We start from the raw sequence: 13,545 nt of genomic DNA, 5'->3' as shown, positions 1-13,545 counted from the left end.
GACCACAAGCGGAAGCCGACCCATGCCCCAGATCGCGGTGACCATCGACGGCAAGACCTACCGCATGGCCTGCGGCGACGGCGAGGAGGAGCACCTTCTCGCGCTCGGCGCCGGGCTCGACGAGCGCGTCACGCGCCTTCGCGGCAGCTTCGGCGAGATTGGCGATCTCCGCCTCATGGTGATGGCCGCGCTGATGGTGGCGGACGAGCTGGACGAGGCGCGCGGGCGCATCGCCGCGGCCGAGGGCGAGACCGCCGCACTCCGAGACCGCGAGGCACAGTCCGCGCACGGTGCGCGGGCAGGCGACCAGCGCCTCACCGAGCACCTTCTCGGCGTGTCCGAGATCGTGGAGCGGATCGCCGCCAAGCTGGAGACCGGACGTCTTTGAGCGATGGCCGCGCGACGGCCATGGAAACGCCGCGAGGGCAGTGCTATATCTAGTCTCGGCGGGCTGCGCGGTTCGACAGGGATAACATATTCCCCGGGGCCTTACGCATCCCTAAGGGAGCTGTTCCTGCCTCGGCCCGTGGGCTGGGGCATACGGCGCCCACCTACTCTGTAGGTTCCCGGGATCGATCTTCTCATCGGCCGAGGTGGCTCGCCACTCCTCTTCCTCTTCGCTATGAAGCGCCCGTTCGACGGGAGGGGACGTCATGCCCGACATCGCCGGCCGGAAGGCCGAGCTGCGCCGCGACGCGCGCGCCCGGCGCGAGGCGATCGCGCCCGCCCTGCGCATCGAGGCGGCCTTCGCGCTGGCCGAGCACGTCGCGGCCGACGAGGTCTTCGACGGGCTGGACGTCGTCGGCGCCTATCTTCCCATCGGTTCGGAGATCGACCCGCGCCCGGCCATGACCGCGCTCGCCGACCGCAGGCTGCGGCTGGCCGCCCCCGCCATCGTCGCGGGGGAGCTGGAATTCCGGGAGCTGCTGCGCGACGGCGAGTTGGAGCGCCAGGGTCTGGGCACCGTCGCGCCGGGCGCCGGCGCGCGCGTGCTGGAGCCCGACGTCCTCCTCGTGCCGCTCCTGGCCTTCGACCGGCGCGGCGCGCGCATCGGCTACGGTCGCGGCTTCTACGACCGCGCCATCGCACGGCTTCTCGCCGTCCGCCCGAGGCTCGTGACCGTCGGGCTCGCCTTCGACGCGCAGGAGGTGGACGAGGTGCCCGTCGAGCCGCACGACCGGTTCCTGGACCGCATCCTCACGGAAAGCGGAGTTCGGATCCCCAGCGCATCGGGCGCTCCGCGCTGACGGGCGTGCGCTCGCGGCCCGGCGTCGCCAGGATCTGCGCCCAGTAGGCGCGGGGGCTGCCGACGGCCTGCGCGCCCGCGAAGCCGATCTGCGTCACCTTCGGGTTGAGGAGGTTCCGGCGATGTCCGGGCGAGTTGATCCAGCCGACCATCGCCGCGTCGTAGTCCTTATAGCCTCGGCCGATGTTCTCGGCGGTGGTGCCCCAATGGTAGCCCGCTCGCTCGACGCGCCCCGGCAGGGCGCCGGCCACCGCGTGGTCCATCTTGTCGCGCCCGGCCATCGCCTCGCTCTGCGCGGCCGCCGCCTTCATGAGCCGCTCGTCCACCGTCAGCGGCCCCAGGCCGTTCTCGGCGCGGAAGGCGTTGACCAGCGCCAGCCCGTGGGCCCGGTCGATGGAAAGGTCCGCCGTCTTCGAGACGGAGCCCGGGCCGGCCGCGCAGCCGCCCAGGAGCGCCGCCGCCAGAAGCGCGGCGGCGCATCGTGTGTTGATCGTCATTCGTCCGAACTGCCCTGCCGTACGCCCTCGCATCGCGAGCGTGCCCGCGCTACGTCGTTCCAAACTTACCCCTCGGAGATTCGCCCGTGACCGAGATCATTCCCCGGACCGTTCCCAGACAGGCGAATTTCGACGGAACTGCGGTCGGCGCGGCGGTGCGGCCATGAGGTTCCTGTTTCTGGGAGACATGGTGGGCCGCACGGGCCGCACGGCGGTGCGCGAGCGCCTGCCGGGTCTCGTCGCCGACTGGCGGCTCGACTTCGTGGTGGTCAACGGCGAGAACGCGGCCGGCGGCTTCGGCATCACGGAGGAGATCTTCGAGGAAACCTGCGCCGCCGGCGCCGACGTCGTGACCACCGGCAACCACGTCTTCGATCAGCGCGAGGCGTTGAGCTTCGCCCCGCGCCACGACCGCTTCCTGCGCCCGGCCAACTATCCGAAGGGCACGCCGGGGCGCGGCTCCTGCCTAGTAGAGGCCCGCAACGGTGCGCGCGTCCTGGTCGCCAACGTCATGGGCCGCGTCTTCATGCACCCCGAACTGGACGACCCGTTCCGCGCGGCCGAGGACGTCCTTGCGGCCTGTCCGCTCGGCGAGCAGGCCGATGCGGTGATCTTCGACTTCCATGCCGAGGCGACCAGCGAGAAGCAGTGCTTCGGCCACTTCCTCGACGGGCGCGCCTCGGTCGTGGTCGGCACCCACACCCACGTGCCCACCGCCGACCACCAGATCCTGCCGGGCGGCACGGCCTACCAGTCGGATGCCGGCATGTGCGGCGACTACGACTCCTCGCTCGGCATGGACAAGGAGGAGCCGATCAACCGCTTCGTCACCAAGGTGCCGCGCGGCCGCTTCGAGGCGGCGGCCGGCCCGGCGACCATCTGCGGGCTGGCGGTGGAGGTCTCCGACCGCACGGGGCTGGCCGAGAAGGTCGGCACGGTGCGCATCGGCCCGCGGCTGGAGGGTTCCGTCCCCGGCTTCTGGTGACGACCGGAGAACCGCCGCATTCGTGCAATGGTCTGCCGCCCTCGCGAAGGAAATGCAGCAGGAAGCCAGAGCGTTTGCGGACGATCCGTCTCCATCTCCTCGGCGTCCTCCTGGCGCTGATCGGCTGCGCCACCTCGATGCCGCAGGCACCGCAACTGCATCGGCATCACGCCAGCGCGGCGCGCAACCCGGTGCAGGTCCAGATGGACGACGACGACGACGACCGGGAGGACGAGGCGGCCATCCTGGAGGAGGAGGCCGGGCCGGACCGGTCGGCCTCGCGCGAGCGACGGCGCCGTGCCTGAGCCTCAGACGCCCGCGAGCAGCACCACGGTCGGCTGGCGCGGCAGGGTGCGGGCCGACAGCGTGATCGACGCCTCGTTCCGCCGCTCCACCGCGAAGTCCGGGATCTGCGCCAGGAACCGCTCGATCGGCGTGCGGAAACGGTGCATCGGCAGCACCACGGACGAGTGGAGCCGCTGCGCGATCTCGCCCATGCCGCTCGGGCTCATGGTCCAGGACCCGTCCACCGGCACCATCAACACGTCGAGCCGCCCGATCGCGGCATAGTCCTCCTCGGTCAGCTTGTGGTGGAGGTGGCCGAGATGGCCGATGCACAGGCCCGACGCCTCCACGATGAAGATCGAGTTGCCGTCCGCCTCGAACGTGCCGAACCGGTTGATGTCGGTCGGCACGTTGCGGATCAGGACGTCGCCCACCGTCACGGCATGGCGCGCCGCCCCGCCCTCCGGGTTCCAGCCCCGCAGCACGGTGCCGATCGCCGGGTCGGGATAGTCGGTGTAGTGGGTGGAGTGCGCCTTGTTCATGGTCACGACGTCGGGCAGCGCGCCGCCGCCGTGCCAGCCGGCGTAGTCCGTCGCGATCCGCACGCCCTCCGCGCTTTCGATCAGGTAGGTTGCGTGGTTCACGAAGGTGATCGTCACCTCGTCCCGGCCGTTCTGGGCGAGGCGCGTCGGGCCAAGCGGCCCGTCCAGCGAGGCGACGCGCACGCCGGGAAGGCGGTCGGCGATGGCGAGGCAGGTGCTGACCGGCCGCTCTTGCGCGTCGGCCGCGGGGGCGACGACGAGCGCCAGGAAGAGGGCGGGGATCAACCGTCGCAGCATCGCGTGGGACCTTCCGATACGGGCCTTCTGGGAGCGAGCCTGCGCCGCTTTTCGCCAGCCCCCAAGTCACAGTGGCGTCATCGGCCCCCGTGCGCGTCGTCTGGACGCGGGCCGCGCCCGCTCTTATACGGTCGGCCCAAGCGATCCGATCAGACAAGAGGACAGGTGCCGCGATGGCCGGTCATTCCCAATTCAAGAACATCATGCATCGCAAGGGCCGGCAGGACGCCGTGCGGTCCAAGATGTTCTCCAAGCTGGCGCGCGAGATCACGGTCGCGGCCAAGACGGGCATGCCGGACCCCGACATGAACCCCCGTCTGCGCCTGGCGGTGAACAACGCCAAGGCGCAGTCCATGCCCAAGGACAACATCCAGCGCGCCATCAACAAGGCGGCCGGTGGCGACACGGAGAGCTACGACGAGGTGCGCTACGAGGGCTACGGTCCGGGCGGCGTCGCGGTGATCGTCGAGGCGCTGACCGACAACCGCAACCGCACCGCCTCCAACGTGCGCTCCTACTTCACCAAGTCGGGCGGGGCGCTCGGCGAGACCAATTCGGTCTCCTTCCTGTGGGACCGCGTCGGCGAGATCGTCTATCCCGCCACGGCCGGCGACGCCGACACGGTGATGGAGGCCGCGATCGAGGGCGGCGCCGACGACGTCCAGAGCGACGACGACGGCCACCGCATCATCACCGCCTTCGGCGACCTCAACGAGGTGGCCGGTGCGCTGGAGAAGAGCCTCGGCGAGGCCGAGAGCGTGAAGATCATCTGGCGCCCGCAGACCACGACGCCGGTGGACGAGGAGAAGGCCCAGAGCGTGCTGCGCCTCATCGCCAACCTCGAGGACGACGACGACGTGCAGAACGTCTACGCCAACTTCGAGGTGGACGAGGAGACGATGGCCAAGCTTTCGGCGGCCTGAGACGGGCCTCGATTCGCGCCGGGCGGGCGGCGCGGGGACGATCCGCGCAGCCGTTTCCCCGGCTCGGCCGGGCGCCGACGCGGGCCGCTGCGACGGTTCAGCTCTTGCCTTCGGCCGCTCGGCGGGCCTCGGCCGCCGGGACGATCGTCTCGGACACGAGCCGGTGCAGCGCCTGCACGTAGCCGGTGCGCGCCGAGGGCTGATCCTGCGCCGAGGTGATCGCGATGCTGAGCGCGAGATCGGGGATGACGTAGATCATCTGCCCGCCGTAGCCCCAGCCGTAGCGGCCCTCGTGGCCGGCGAACGTGTCGAGGAACCAGCCGTAGCCGTAGCGTCCGTCGTGGAAGCGGGACGTGGTGCGGGGCGTCCAGGACCCCTCGATCCACTCGCGCGACAGGACGCGCGTGCCGTCGGCGGCGGTGCCCCCGCGTCGGTAGAGCTCGCCGAGCGCGAGCAGGGAGCGCGGCGTCATCGCCATCTGGTTGCCGCCGAGATAGATCCCCTGCGGATCGCGCTCCCAGTCGGTGACGCGCACGCCCGCCGGCCCCAGCCAGTCGCGGGCGAGCGCCAGCGTGCTGCGACCGCTCGCCTTGGTGAGGATCGCCGACAGGAGATGCGTCGACCCGGTGGAATAGAGCATCGGGCCGCCGGGGTCCGCCACGAAGGGGCGCCGTAGCGCGTCGCGCACCCAGTTGCGCGAGGAGATCCACGCGCCGTAGTTGCCGCCGGACGTCCGCTCCAGCCCCGCCTGCATCGACAGGAGGTTGCCGACCGTCACGTGCTGGAGGCGCGGGTCGGGATCGGCGGGGAAATCGGCGGCGAGGAAGTCCGCGATCGGCTGGTCCGGGCCCTGGATCAGGCCCTTGTCGATCGCGATGCCGACGAGCGCGGAGATGACGGACTTCGAGGCCGACTTGATGTTGGTGGCCCGATCCGTGCGCTTGCCGCGAAAGCCCCGGTCCACGACGGTCTCGCCGTCCTGCGCGACCAGCAGGGTCTCCAGCGGCTGCAACGCGGCAGCGCGCGCGACGGCCGCATCGAAGTTGGCCGGGGCGACCGCCGTCGCATCGGCGGGAGCGCGTGCTTCCGGCGGCACGGGCGCGGCAGCCTCCTGCGCGAGCGGCCGGCCGACTGGGAGGAGAAGCGCCGCCAGCGCGACGGAGACGATCAGGCGATGGGTCATAAGGGGGAGATGGGCGGCCGCCGCACGGCCCTCCAGCCCGCTCACCGATTCTTGCGCGATCCGGTCCGGGCGGGCCCGCCTACAGGATGACGAGGTCGATCACCATCAACCACAGCACGGCGCTGAACAGGAGGCCGTTCAACAGCCCCACCATCGGCTTCATGTCGTCCATCGCGAACCTCCCCGTCCCATGTCCGATTTGTATATCGCAGTAAAATTTATCGCAATAATAAAATTGTCGGGATCGGTGGGGGGCGGTCTTTTCATTTTGTTCACCACTCCGGCGTAGCCATGCGCTAGAAGAACGGAAGTGGAACGAGCATGCTTCAGGAGCGGACCATTCGCATCATCGGCATCGACCCGGGCCTTCGACGCACGGGCTGGGGCGTCGTGGAAACGGTGGGCAACGCGCTGCGCTTCGTGGCGAGCGGCACGGTGACCTCCGACAACGAGCTCGACCTCGCGACCCGCCTGCGGCAGCTCCACGACGGCCTGACCGAGGTCATCGGCGGCTTCCGGCCGGACGAGGCGGCCGTGGAGCAGACCTTCGTCAACAAGGACGCGGTGGCCACGCTGAAGCTGGGGCAGGCGCGCGGCGTCGCCATGCTGGTGCCGTCGCTCGCCGGGCTGCCCGTCGCCGAATACGCGCCGAACGCGGTGAAGAAGGCGGTGATCGGCGTCGGCCACGGCGAGAAGGCGCAGATCCACATGATGGTGAAGGTGCTGATGCCGAAGGCCACCTTCGACACCGACGACGCCGCCGACGCGCTCGCCATCGCCATCTGCCACACCCACCACCGCCAGTCGGCGCAGGCGCGGGCGGCCTACGCGAATCTCTGATGTTCTTGACTTGTTCCCGTCCTGCAGATAGGTAATACCGATCCGGTATTACCAAAAGGGCAGGCGATGCGCGTCACCGAGAAGGGGCAGGTGACCATTCCGAAGCCGATCCGCGACAAGCTCGGGATCGGGCCGGGGAGCGAGGTGGAATTCGTCGACCGCGACGGCTTCGTGGAGGTCGTCCGGCTGGACGAGGCGGACGCCAAGCAGCGAAGGCGCGAGCAGGTCCGCAAGGCTCTCGAAGCGATGCGGGGGACCCTGGATCTCGGCGGACTGACGACGGACGAATACATGGACATGATCCGAGGGCCGCGTGACGATCTCGACCCTCGTTGACACCGACATCCTCCTCGACATCCTCAACGCGGACTCCCGGCCCGAGCAGCAGCATTGGTCGTCCCTGCGGCTGGACGAGGCTTCCGATCACGGCTCCCTGTGTCTGAGTGCCGTGTCGTTTGCGGAGATCTCGCAACCGTACTCCGACGAGCGCGTGCTCCTCTCGGTCCTGCGTCCGTTCGGCTTCGCCTACGAACCCTTTCCCTTCGAGGCCGCCTATCCCGCCGGACGGGCGCACCGGCTCTACCGGCAGCGCGGGGGACGGCGCGAGCGCACGCTGCCGGACTTCCTCGTCGGCGCCCACGCGGCGTTCGCCGGCCATCGCCTTCTCACGCGCGACGCCTCGCGCTATCGCGACTACTTCCCCGACCTCCTCATCATCTGCCCGGAGACGCATCCTTGATCGGCAAGCTGAAGGGCACCGTGGACACGGTGGAGGAGGACTGCGTGACGCTCGACGTGCACGGCGTCGGCTATGTGGCCTTCTGCGGGGCGCGCACCTTGGCGGGGCTGCCGGGGGCGGGGGAGGCGGCCGCGCTGTTCATCGAGACCTATGTGCGCGAGGACATGATCCGCCTCTACGGCTTCGCCTCCGCCGCCGAGCGCGACTGGTTCCGCCTGCTCCAGAGCGTGCAGGGGGTGGGCGCCAAGGTGGCGCTCGCCGTGGTCGGGACGCTGTCCACCGGCGATCTCGCCAACGCCATCGCCCTCCAGGACCGGACGATGGTGGCGCGCGCGCCGGGCGTCGGGCCGAAGGTCGCCGCGCGCATCGTGGCCGAACTCAAGGACCGGGCCCCCGCCTTCTCCGGCGCGGCGGCCGTGGAAAGCTTCGGGCTGAAGCGAGAGATCGGCGAGGGCGTCGCCCCGGCGCCGATCGCGGATGCGGTGTCGGCGCTGGTCAATCTCGGCTATTCGCGCGAGCAGGCGGCCGGCGCGGTCGCCGCCGCGGTGAAGGAGGCGGGCGAGGATGCGCCTTCCACCACGTTGATCCGCCTCGGCCTCAAGGCCCTCAGCCGATGAAGCGATAGATCATGAGCAGCACCCGCCTCATCACCCCCGAGAAGCGCGGAGAGGACGTCGACGCCTCGCTGCGCCCGCAGCGGCTCGACGACTTCGTCGGCCAGGCGGCCGCGCGCGCCAATCTCAAGATCTTCATCGAGGCCGCCAAGACGCGCGGCGAGGCGCTGGACCACGTGCTGTTCGTCGGCCCGCCCGGCCTCGGCAAGACGACGCTGGCGCAGATCATGGCGAAGGAGCTCGGGGTCAACTTCCGCTCGACCTCCGGCCCGGTGATCGCCAAGGCCGGCGACCTCGCCGCCCTCCTGACCAACCTGGAGGAGCGGGACGTCCTGTTCATCGACGAGATCCACCGCCTGTCCCCGGCGGTGGAGGAGATCCTCTATCCCGCGATGGAGGACTTCCAGCTCGACCTCATCATCGGCGAGGGGCCGGCGGCGCGCTCGGTGAAGATCGATCTCGCCAAGTTCACGCTGGTGGCGGCCACGACGCGCATCGGCCTTCTGACCACCCCGCTGCGCGACCGGTTCGGCATTCCGGTGCGGCTGAACTTCTACACGATCGCCGAGCTCGAACACATCGTGAAGCGCGGAGCGCGGCTGATGAGCCTGCCCATGGGCGACGACGGCGCGCGCGAGATCGCCCGGCGCGCGCGCGGCACGCCCCGCATCGCCGGCCGCCTCCTGCGCCGCGTTCGCGACTTCGCGACCATGGCGGGTTCCGAAACGGTGGACCGGCGCATCGCGGACGAGGCGCTGACCCGGCTCGACGTCGACAGTCTCGGCCTCGACCAGCTCGACCGGCGCTATCTCGACCTGATCGCCATGAACTTCGGCGGCGGTCCGGTCGGCATCGAGACCATCGCCGCCGCTCTCTCGGAGCCGCGCGACGCGATCGAGGATATCGTGGAGCCCTATCTGCTCCAGCAGGGCTTCATCCAGCGCACGCCGCGCGGACGGCTCCTCACCCAGCACGCCTTCAAGCATCTCGGCCTGGCCGTGCCCTCCACCTACCAGGGCGTCCAGTCCAGCCTGTTCGAGGGCGGCGAGGACGAATAGGGCACGGAAAGGGGGCGAAGCTCGGTGGCTCCGCCCCCTTTCCTCATGCGGCGGATGAGGGTCAGTCGCGCAACGCGGCCGATTGTTCGTCCAGCTTGCCGATGGAGAAGAACAGCGTCTCGCCCGAGGAACCGTCCACGCCGTCGTTGTCGGTGACCACGAAGGCGGTGCCGTCCCCGTCGATCGCCAGACCCTCGACCTTGTCCACGACGTAGCCGGCCGTCTGCCCCTTCAGGTCGGGCAGGAGGTCGCGCACCACCGCCTTCCCCACCGTCGGCAGCTCGCCGCCGAGCGGGGCGGGCACGAGGTCGGCGAGCGAGACGCGGGTGACCTGCTTCACCCTTGCGGCGTCGCCGATCAGGTTGTCGCGCTCGATCAGGTAGGCGCTGTCGCCGGCGACGGCGAGTTCGGACAGGCCGACCCAGGCGCCCTCGGCCGACGGCGCTTCCAGCGGATAGCGCACGGCGCCCCATACCTGCGTGCCGAGGTCGTAGGCGAGGAGCTTGGTCGTGTTCGTCGGATCGTCCTTCCAGGGACGTTGGACGGCGACCCACAGCCGGTTGCCGACCTTGGCGATGCCTTCGGCGCCGAAGCGGGTCTGATGGGCGAGCAGCGCGTCCGGGAAGGGGACCGTCTTCGTCACCGCGCCCTTGCCGTCCACATGCACGAGCCGGTGCGGCACCTCCTTCTCGGGGTTGCCCTCGCTCGCCAGCCAGAAGCCGCCCGCGCCGTCCGGCGCAATGCCTTCGATGTCGAGCTTGCGGGCCGGCTCGCCGCCTTCTGCGACCACCATCGCGTCGGTGATGCGGGCGGGCTTGGCCGAGGCGTCGATCGTGTAGATCGTCGGCGCCTTGCCGTAGACGCTGTCGCTGGCGGCGAAGAGCCGCCGGGGCCGCTCCGGGTCGCCCGCCAGCGCCCCGAGGGCGCCCCAGCCGATCGGAACCCCGTCCGCCTCGGCGGACACGAGCTGCGGATAGGCGGGCGTGCCCTCGGCCCGCTCGTAGATCATGACGTGACTGCGCGCGCCGCCGTCCTCCACGAGGTCCGCCTCGTTCGCCGTGGCGAGAAGGTTGCGTGCGGGAATGGCGACCGCGCCTTCCGGCGAGATCCCGGAGGGCAGGAGCTGCGCGAATTCCGGTTCAGCTCCCGTGTCGCGGTAGACGCCGACGACGGAGCCGCGCTCGGAGAGGACGAACAGGTATCGCTGGCCCCCGAACTCGGCGACCTCCAGCCCTTCCGGCTCGACGCCCTTGGCGTCGGACCGCTTGTCCGGGTAGTGCCCGGCCTTGGCGACCTCCATCTCGAACGAGCGCCCGGCGTCGTAGGCGACGCTTCCGTTGCGGTTGAAGATCGTGAAGCCGCGCGTGCCGCCCTTCCAGTCGCCTTCGTTGGCGGTGACGAGGCGATCCGTGCCGAGCCACTTGATGGCGTCGGGCTCGCGCGGGCGCGCCTCGATCGCGTCGGCGAAGGCGATGCGGCCGTCGTCCTGCGCGTCCACCCCGTCGAGCGCCACGGTGCCGGCCGAGAAGTGGCCCGTCACCACTCCGGTCGGTCCGTCGATGATCGCGACGTGATTGTTTTCCTGAAGCGTCACCGCCAGTTCGTTGTTCGTGTTGAAGGAAACGAATTCGGGTTCGGGATCCTCGCCGCCGATCGCGGCCAGGCCCGTGAGCTCGACCCGGCGCATGGCGCCGCAGTCCGGCGTGCCGTCCCGCAGCGGCAGGATCGCCACGTAGCCGGCCGGCATCTGCGGCAGGGCGCCGTCGTTCACGTCCTCGTCGCGCTCGTTCTCGATCGCCACCGCCACGAGCGACCCGTCGGGCGACACGGCAACCGAGTCCGGCTGGCCGCCGAGCTCGCACCGGGCCGTGACCGCATGCCCGTCCAGCGCGACCACCGCCAGCTCGCCCGACGGTGCGGTGTAGCTTTCCGAGGTGTTGACGCCGACGACGACGTTGCCGCCGGCGACCGCCACCGAGGTCGGCTCGCCGCCCCCGAAGGCGACGTAGCCGGCGGCCTTCGGGGCGCGGGGGTCGGCGATGTCGATGAAGCCGATGCCGCCGTTCGGGCTGTCGGAATAGACCAAGGTATCACCGTCGGGAGAGGCGGCGACGATCTCGGCCGAGGTGGGCGTCGTGGCCGGCGTGCCCTCGGGCAGGTTCAGCGCGACGGGAAACGAGGCGATGCGGTTGAACACGGGCTCGGCCGCGGCCGGCAGGGCGGTGGAGGCGAGGAGCGCCAGGGCGGCGGGGAGGCGGGTGGCACGCATGGAGGACCTTCCGGGGCTGATCGGACGTCGCTCCTCCAACCAGCCGCATGCAACGGCGCGATGACATCCGCATGACGGGACCGCGACGGTTCGGTGGTCGGCTCGTGGTGGCGATCCAAGGCCGGACGGGCTATGAGGCGCGCCATGACAGACCAGCTTTCCGGCCGCCTCGTGGAGGGCGGGCATCGCCTGGACGTGCGCGTGTACTTCGAGGACACCGACTTCTCCGGCGTCGTCTACCACGCGCGCTACCTCCATTTCCTGGAGCGCGGGCGCACCGACTTCCTGCGCCTGCACGGGATCGGCCACCGCGCGCTGATGGACGGGGCCTTCGGCGAGCCGATGGCCTTCGCGGTGCGGCGCATGGAGATCGAGTTCCTTCGACCGGCGCGCATCGACGACGTTCTCCAGGTGGAGACGCGCACCGCGCTGCTCGGCGGCGCGCGCGTCGTGCTCGACCAGCGCATCCTTCGCGACGGGGAGGTGCTGGTGGAGGCGGCGGTGAAGGTCGCGGTGATATCGCCGGACGGGCGGCCCCGGCGGATGCCGCCCGCGGTGGCCGAGCGGCTGGGCGCCCCGGCAAGTTGACGCAGCGTCGTCCCGCGACGCACCGAAACACCGCACGCAAACGATTTGTTAACCCTAACGAGGCTTTATAGCGTCGAAGGGCCAAGCTCCCCATGCCATTCTTTCACCGGATTCGACCGGTCAAAGGGCGCGATGGACGACGTTTCGCGCCGGCATGTCCGGCACGGGCGCCGCTGCGTCGTGGCGGGGACGTCGAGCCGCCGGGAGCGAGAAGCTCCGAGCCACCATGACGATCCGACGGATTCGAGGGACGCAAACGGAATGAACGAGGTCGCTCAGACTGCGCTGGCCGCGCCGGCCCACGACATGTCGCTCCTGGGCCTTTTCTGGCAGGCCGGGTTCATCGTCAAGTTCGTCATGATCGGCCTGCTCGCGGCGTCCGTGTGGACCTGGGCGATCATCTTCGACAAGTGGCAGCGCTACGCCCGCTTCCGCCGCCAGCTCAATCAGTTCGAGAACAACTTCTGGTCCGGCCAGTCGCTGGAGGAGCTGTACCACACGCTGTCCGACCGCAAGACCAGCGGCATGGGTGCGCTGTTCGTGGCCGCCATGCGCGAGTGGAAGAAGAGCTTCGAGAAGGGCGCGCGCTCGCCCATCGGCCTCCAGACCCGCATCGAGAAGGCGATGGACGTGACCATGGCGCGCGAGATGGAGGGGCTGGAGTCCCGCCTCGGCTTCCTGGCGACCGTCGGCTCGGCCGCGCCCTTCGTCGGCCTGTTCGGCACGGTCGTCGGCATCATGACCGCCTTCCAGTCCATCGCCGCCAGCGAGCAGACCAGCCTCGCCGTGGTCGCACCGGGCATCGCCGAGGCGCTGCTGGCCACCGCGATCGGCCTCGTCGCCGCCATTCCCGCCGTGGTCGCCTACAACAAGCTCTCGGCCGACGCGGGCAAGCTCGCCGCCCGGCTCGAGGCTTTCGCCGACGAGTTCTCGTCCATCCTGTCGCGCCAGATCGACGAGCGTTCGGCCGCGCGCTGAGCGCCGCCGCCTCGTTCCGTTTCAGAGGGGATCGTTTCCATGGGCATGTCGACGGGAGCTTCGTCTGGGGGCGGATCGCGCCGCGGGCGTCGCGCGCGCAAGGCTCCCATGGCCGAGATCAACATGACGCCGATGGTGGACGTCATGCTGGTGCTGCTCATCATCTTCATGGTGGCCGCGCCGCTGATGACGGTGGGCGTGCCGCTGGACCTGCCCAAGACCAACGCCAAGGCGCTTTCGGCCGACAAGCAGCCGATCACCATCTCCGTCCAGAAGGGCGGCGAGGTGTTCCTGCAGGAGACGCCCGTGGAGCCGGAAGCGATCGTCGAGCAGCTCAAGGCGATCGCCGAGGCCGGCTACGAGGAGCGCATCTTCCTGCGCGCCGACAGCGCCGCCGACTACGGCACGGTGATGCGCGTCATGTCGCGCATCTCGGCCGCCGGCTTCAAGAACATCGGTCTCGTGACCACGCAGCAGACCGCGGGAAGCTGACGCGCGGCC

General features: G+C 70.2%; 17 protein-coding genes and 1 other RNA gene. 14 read left to right on the top strand and 4 right to left on the bottom strand.

Translation table 11 applies throughout. The annotated features are described in order from the left end of the window. Positions 1-22 precede the first annotated feature (22 nt). The 3 genes from D3218_RS16385 (at position 23) to D3218_RS16375 (ending at position 1,247) form a co-directional block, all read left to right on the top strand. Positions 23-388, top strand: coding sequence for a cell division protein ZapA (locus D3218_RS16385; RefSeq protein WP_119541151.1), 366 nt, complete (start codon positions 23-25; stop codon positions 386-388). Positions 389-445: 57 nt separating this feature from the next. Beyond that, a non-coding RNA gene (gene ssrS / locus D3218_RS16380) (6S RNA) lies at positions 446-604 on the top strand. Positions 605-653: 49 nt separating this feature from the next. Continuing rightward, entirely contained in the window at positions 654-1,247 is a 594-nt protein-coding gene (locus D3218_RS16375; protein WP_119541150.1) for a 5-formyltetrahydrofolate cyclo-ligase, read from the top strand. Here D3218_RS16375 and D3218_RS16370 read toward each other — a convergent pair. Further along, the gene (locus D3218_RS16370) at positions 1,198-1,743 is read right to left on the bottom strand and encodes a CAP domain-containing protein (RefSeq protein WP_168990566.1); all 546 of its coding nucleotides are present in this window, start codon (positions 1,741-1,743) and stop codon (positions 1,198-1,200) included. The two genes, D3218_RS16375 and D3218_RS16370, sit on opposite strands and share 50 nt — an antisense overlap. A 163-nt stretch (positions 1,744-1,906) precedes the next feature. Here D3218_RS16370 and D3218_RS16365 point away from each other — a divergent pair, with 163 nt between their 5' ends. Both D3218_RS16365 and D3218_RS16360 read left to right on the top strand, forming a co-directional pair. Then, a complete protein-coding gene (locus D3218_RS16365) occupies positions 1,907-2,728 on the top strand; it encodes a TIGR00282 family metallophosphoesterase (protein ID WP_119541148.1) in 822 nt (273 codons plus the stop codon). Between the two features lie 74 nt (positions 2,729-2,802). Beyond that, positions 2,803-3,033 carry a hypothetical protein gene (locus D3218_RS16360; protein WP_119541147.1) on the top strand — a complete coding sequence of 77 codons (231 nt, stop codon included), beginning with the start codon at positions 2,803-2,805 and terminating at the stop codon, positions 3,031-3,033. 3 nt (positions 3,034-3,036) lie between these two features. Here D3218_RS16360 and D3218_RS16355 read toward each other — a convergent pair whose 3' ends face one another. Next, entirely contained in the window at positions 3,037-3,852 is an 816-nt protein-coding gene (locus D3218_RS16355; RefSeq protein WP_119541146.1) for an MBL fold metallo-hydrolase, read from the bottom strand. A gap of 173 nt (positions 3,853-4,025) precedes the next feature. Between D3218_RS16355 and D3218_RS16350 the strand changes: the two genes are divergently transcribed. Continuing rightward, positions 4,026-4,775, top strand: coding sequence for a YebC/PmpR family DNA-binding transcriptional regulator (locus tag D3218_RS16350; RefSeq protein WP_119541145.1), 750 nt, complete (start codon positions 4,026-4,028; stop codon positions 4,773-4,775). Between the two features lie 97 nt (positions 4,776-4,872). Here the strand turns inward: D3218_RS16350 and D3218_RS16345 are convergent, their stop codons facing one another. Further along, entirely contained in the window at positions 4,873-5,958 is a 1,086-nt protein-coding gene (locus D3218_RS16345) for a serine hydrolase domain-containing protein (RefSeq protein WP_119541144.1), read from the bottom strand. A 321-nt stretch (positions 5,959-6,279) separates the two neighbouring features. Between D3218_RS16345 and ruvC the strand changes: the two genes are divergently transcribed. The 5 genes from ruvC (at position 6,280) to ruvB (ending at position 9,209) form a co-directional block, all read left to right on the top strand. Further along, on the top strand, positions 6,280-6,798 hold the full coding sequence (gene ruvC, locus D3218_RS16340) for a crossover junction endodeoxyribonuclease RuvC (protein ID WP_119541143.1): 519 nt from the start codon (positions 6,280-6,282) through the stop codon (positions 6,796-6,798). Between the two features lie 66 nt (positions 6,799-6,864). After that, positions 6,865-7,134 (top strand): AbrB/MazE/SpoVT family DNA-binding domain-containing protein, encoded by a 270-nt coding sequence (locus tag D3218_RS16335; RefSeq protein WP_119541142.1) that lies wholly within the window; start codon positions 6,865-6,867, stop codon positions 7,132-7,134. Beyond that, a complete protein-coding gene (locus D3218_RS16330) occupies positions 7,112-7,537 on the top strand; it encodes a type II toxin-antitoxin system VapC family toxin (RefSeq protein WP_119541141.1) in 426 nt (141 codons plus the stop codon). Before D3218_RS16335 ends, D3218_RS16330 begins: the two co-directional genes overlap by 23 nt. Then, complete coding sequence (ruvA, locus tag D3218_RS16325; protein ID WP_119541140.1) at positions 7,534-8,154, top strand: Holliday junction branch migration protein RuvA; 621 nt, start codon at positions 7,534-7,536, stop codon at positions 8,152-8,154. The genes D3218_RS16330 and ruvA overlap by 4 nt, the downstream gene beginning before the upstream one ends. 11 nt (positions 8,155-8,165) lie before the next feature. Beyond that, positions 8,166-9,209, top strand: coding sequence for a Holliday junction branch migration DNA helicase RuvB (gene ruvB / locus D3218_RS16320; RefSeq protein WP_119541139.1), 1,044 nt, complete (start codon positions 8,166-8,168; stop codon positions 9,207-9,209). A 61-nt stretch (positions 9,210-9,270) separates the two neighbouring features. Here ruvB and D3218_RS16315 read toward each other — a convergent pair whose 3' ends face one another. Further along, positions 9,271-11,478, bottom strand: coding sequence for an esterase-like activity of phytase family protein (locus D3218_RS16315; protein ID WP_119541138.1), 2,208 nt, complete (start codon positions 11,476-11,478; stop codon positions 9,271-9,273). Between the two features lie 144 nt (positions 11,479-11,622). Here D3218_RS16315 and ybgC point away from each other — a divergent pair, with 144 nt between their 5' ends. From ybgC to tolR, 3 genes are all read left to right on the top strand, one after another. Continuing rightward, on the top strand, positions 11,623-12,066 hold the full coding sequence (ybgC, locus tag D3218_RS16310) for a tol-pal system-associated acyl-CoA thioesterase (RefSeq protein ID WP_245415080.1): 444 nt from the start codon (positions 11,623-11,625) through the stop codon (positions 12,064-12,066). Between the two features lie 261 nt (positions 12,067-12,327). Then, positions 12,328-13,044, top strand: coding sequence for a protein TolQ (gene tolQ / locus D3218_RS16305; RefSeq protein ID WP_119541136.1), 717 nt, complete (start codon positions 12,328-12,330; stop codon positions 13,042-13,044). 39 nt (positions 13,045-13,083) lie between these two features. Beyond that, positions 13,084-13,536, top strand: coding sequence for a protein TolR (gene tolR, locus D3218_RS16300; RefSeq protein ID WP_119541135.1), 453 nt, complete (start codon positions 13,084-13,086; stop codon positions 13,534-13,536). Positions 13,537-13,545 lie beyond the last annotated feature (9 nt).

The organism is Aureimonas flava, from assembly GCF_003583935.1.
Lineage (GTDB): Bacteria > Pseudomonadota > Alphaproteobacteria > Rhizobiales > Rhizobiaceae > Aureimonas > Aureimonas flava.
This window is presented reverse-complemented; position numbering and strand designations above follow the sequence as displayed.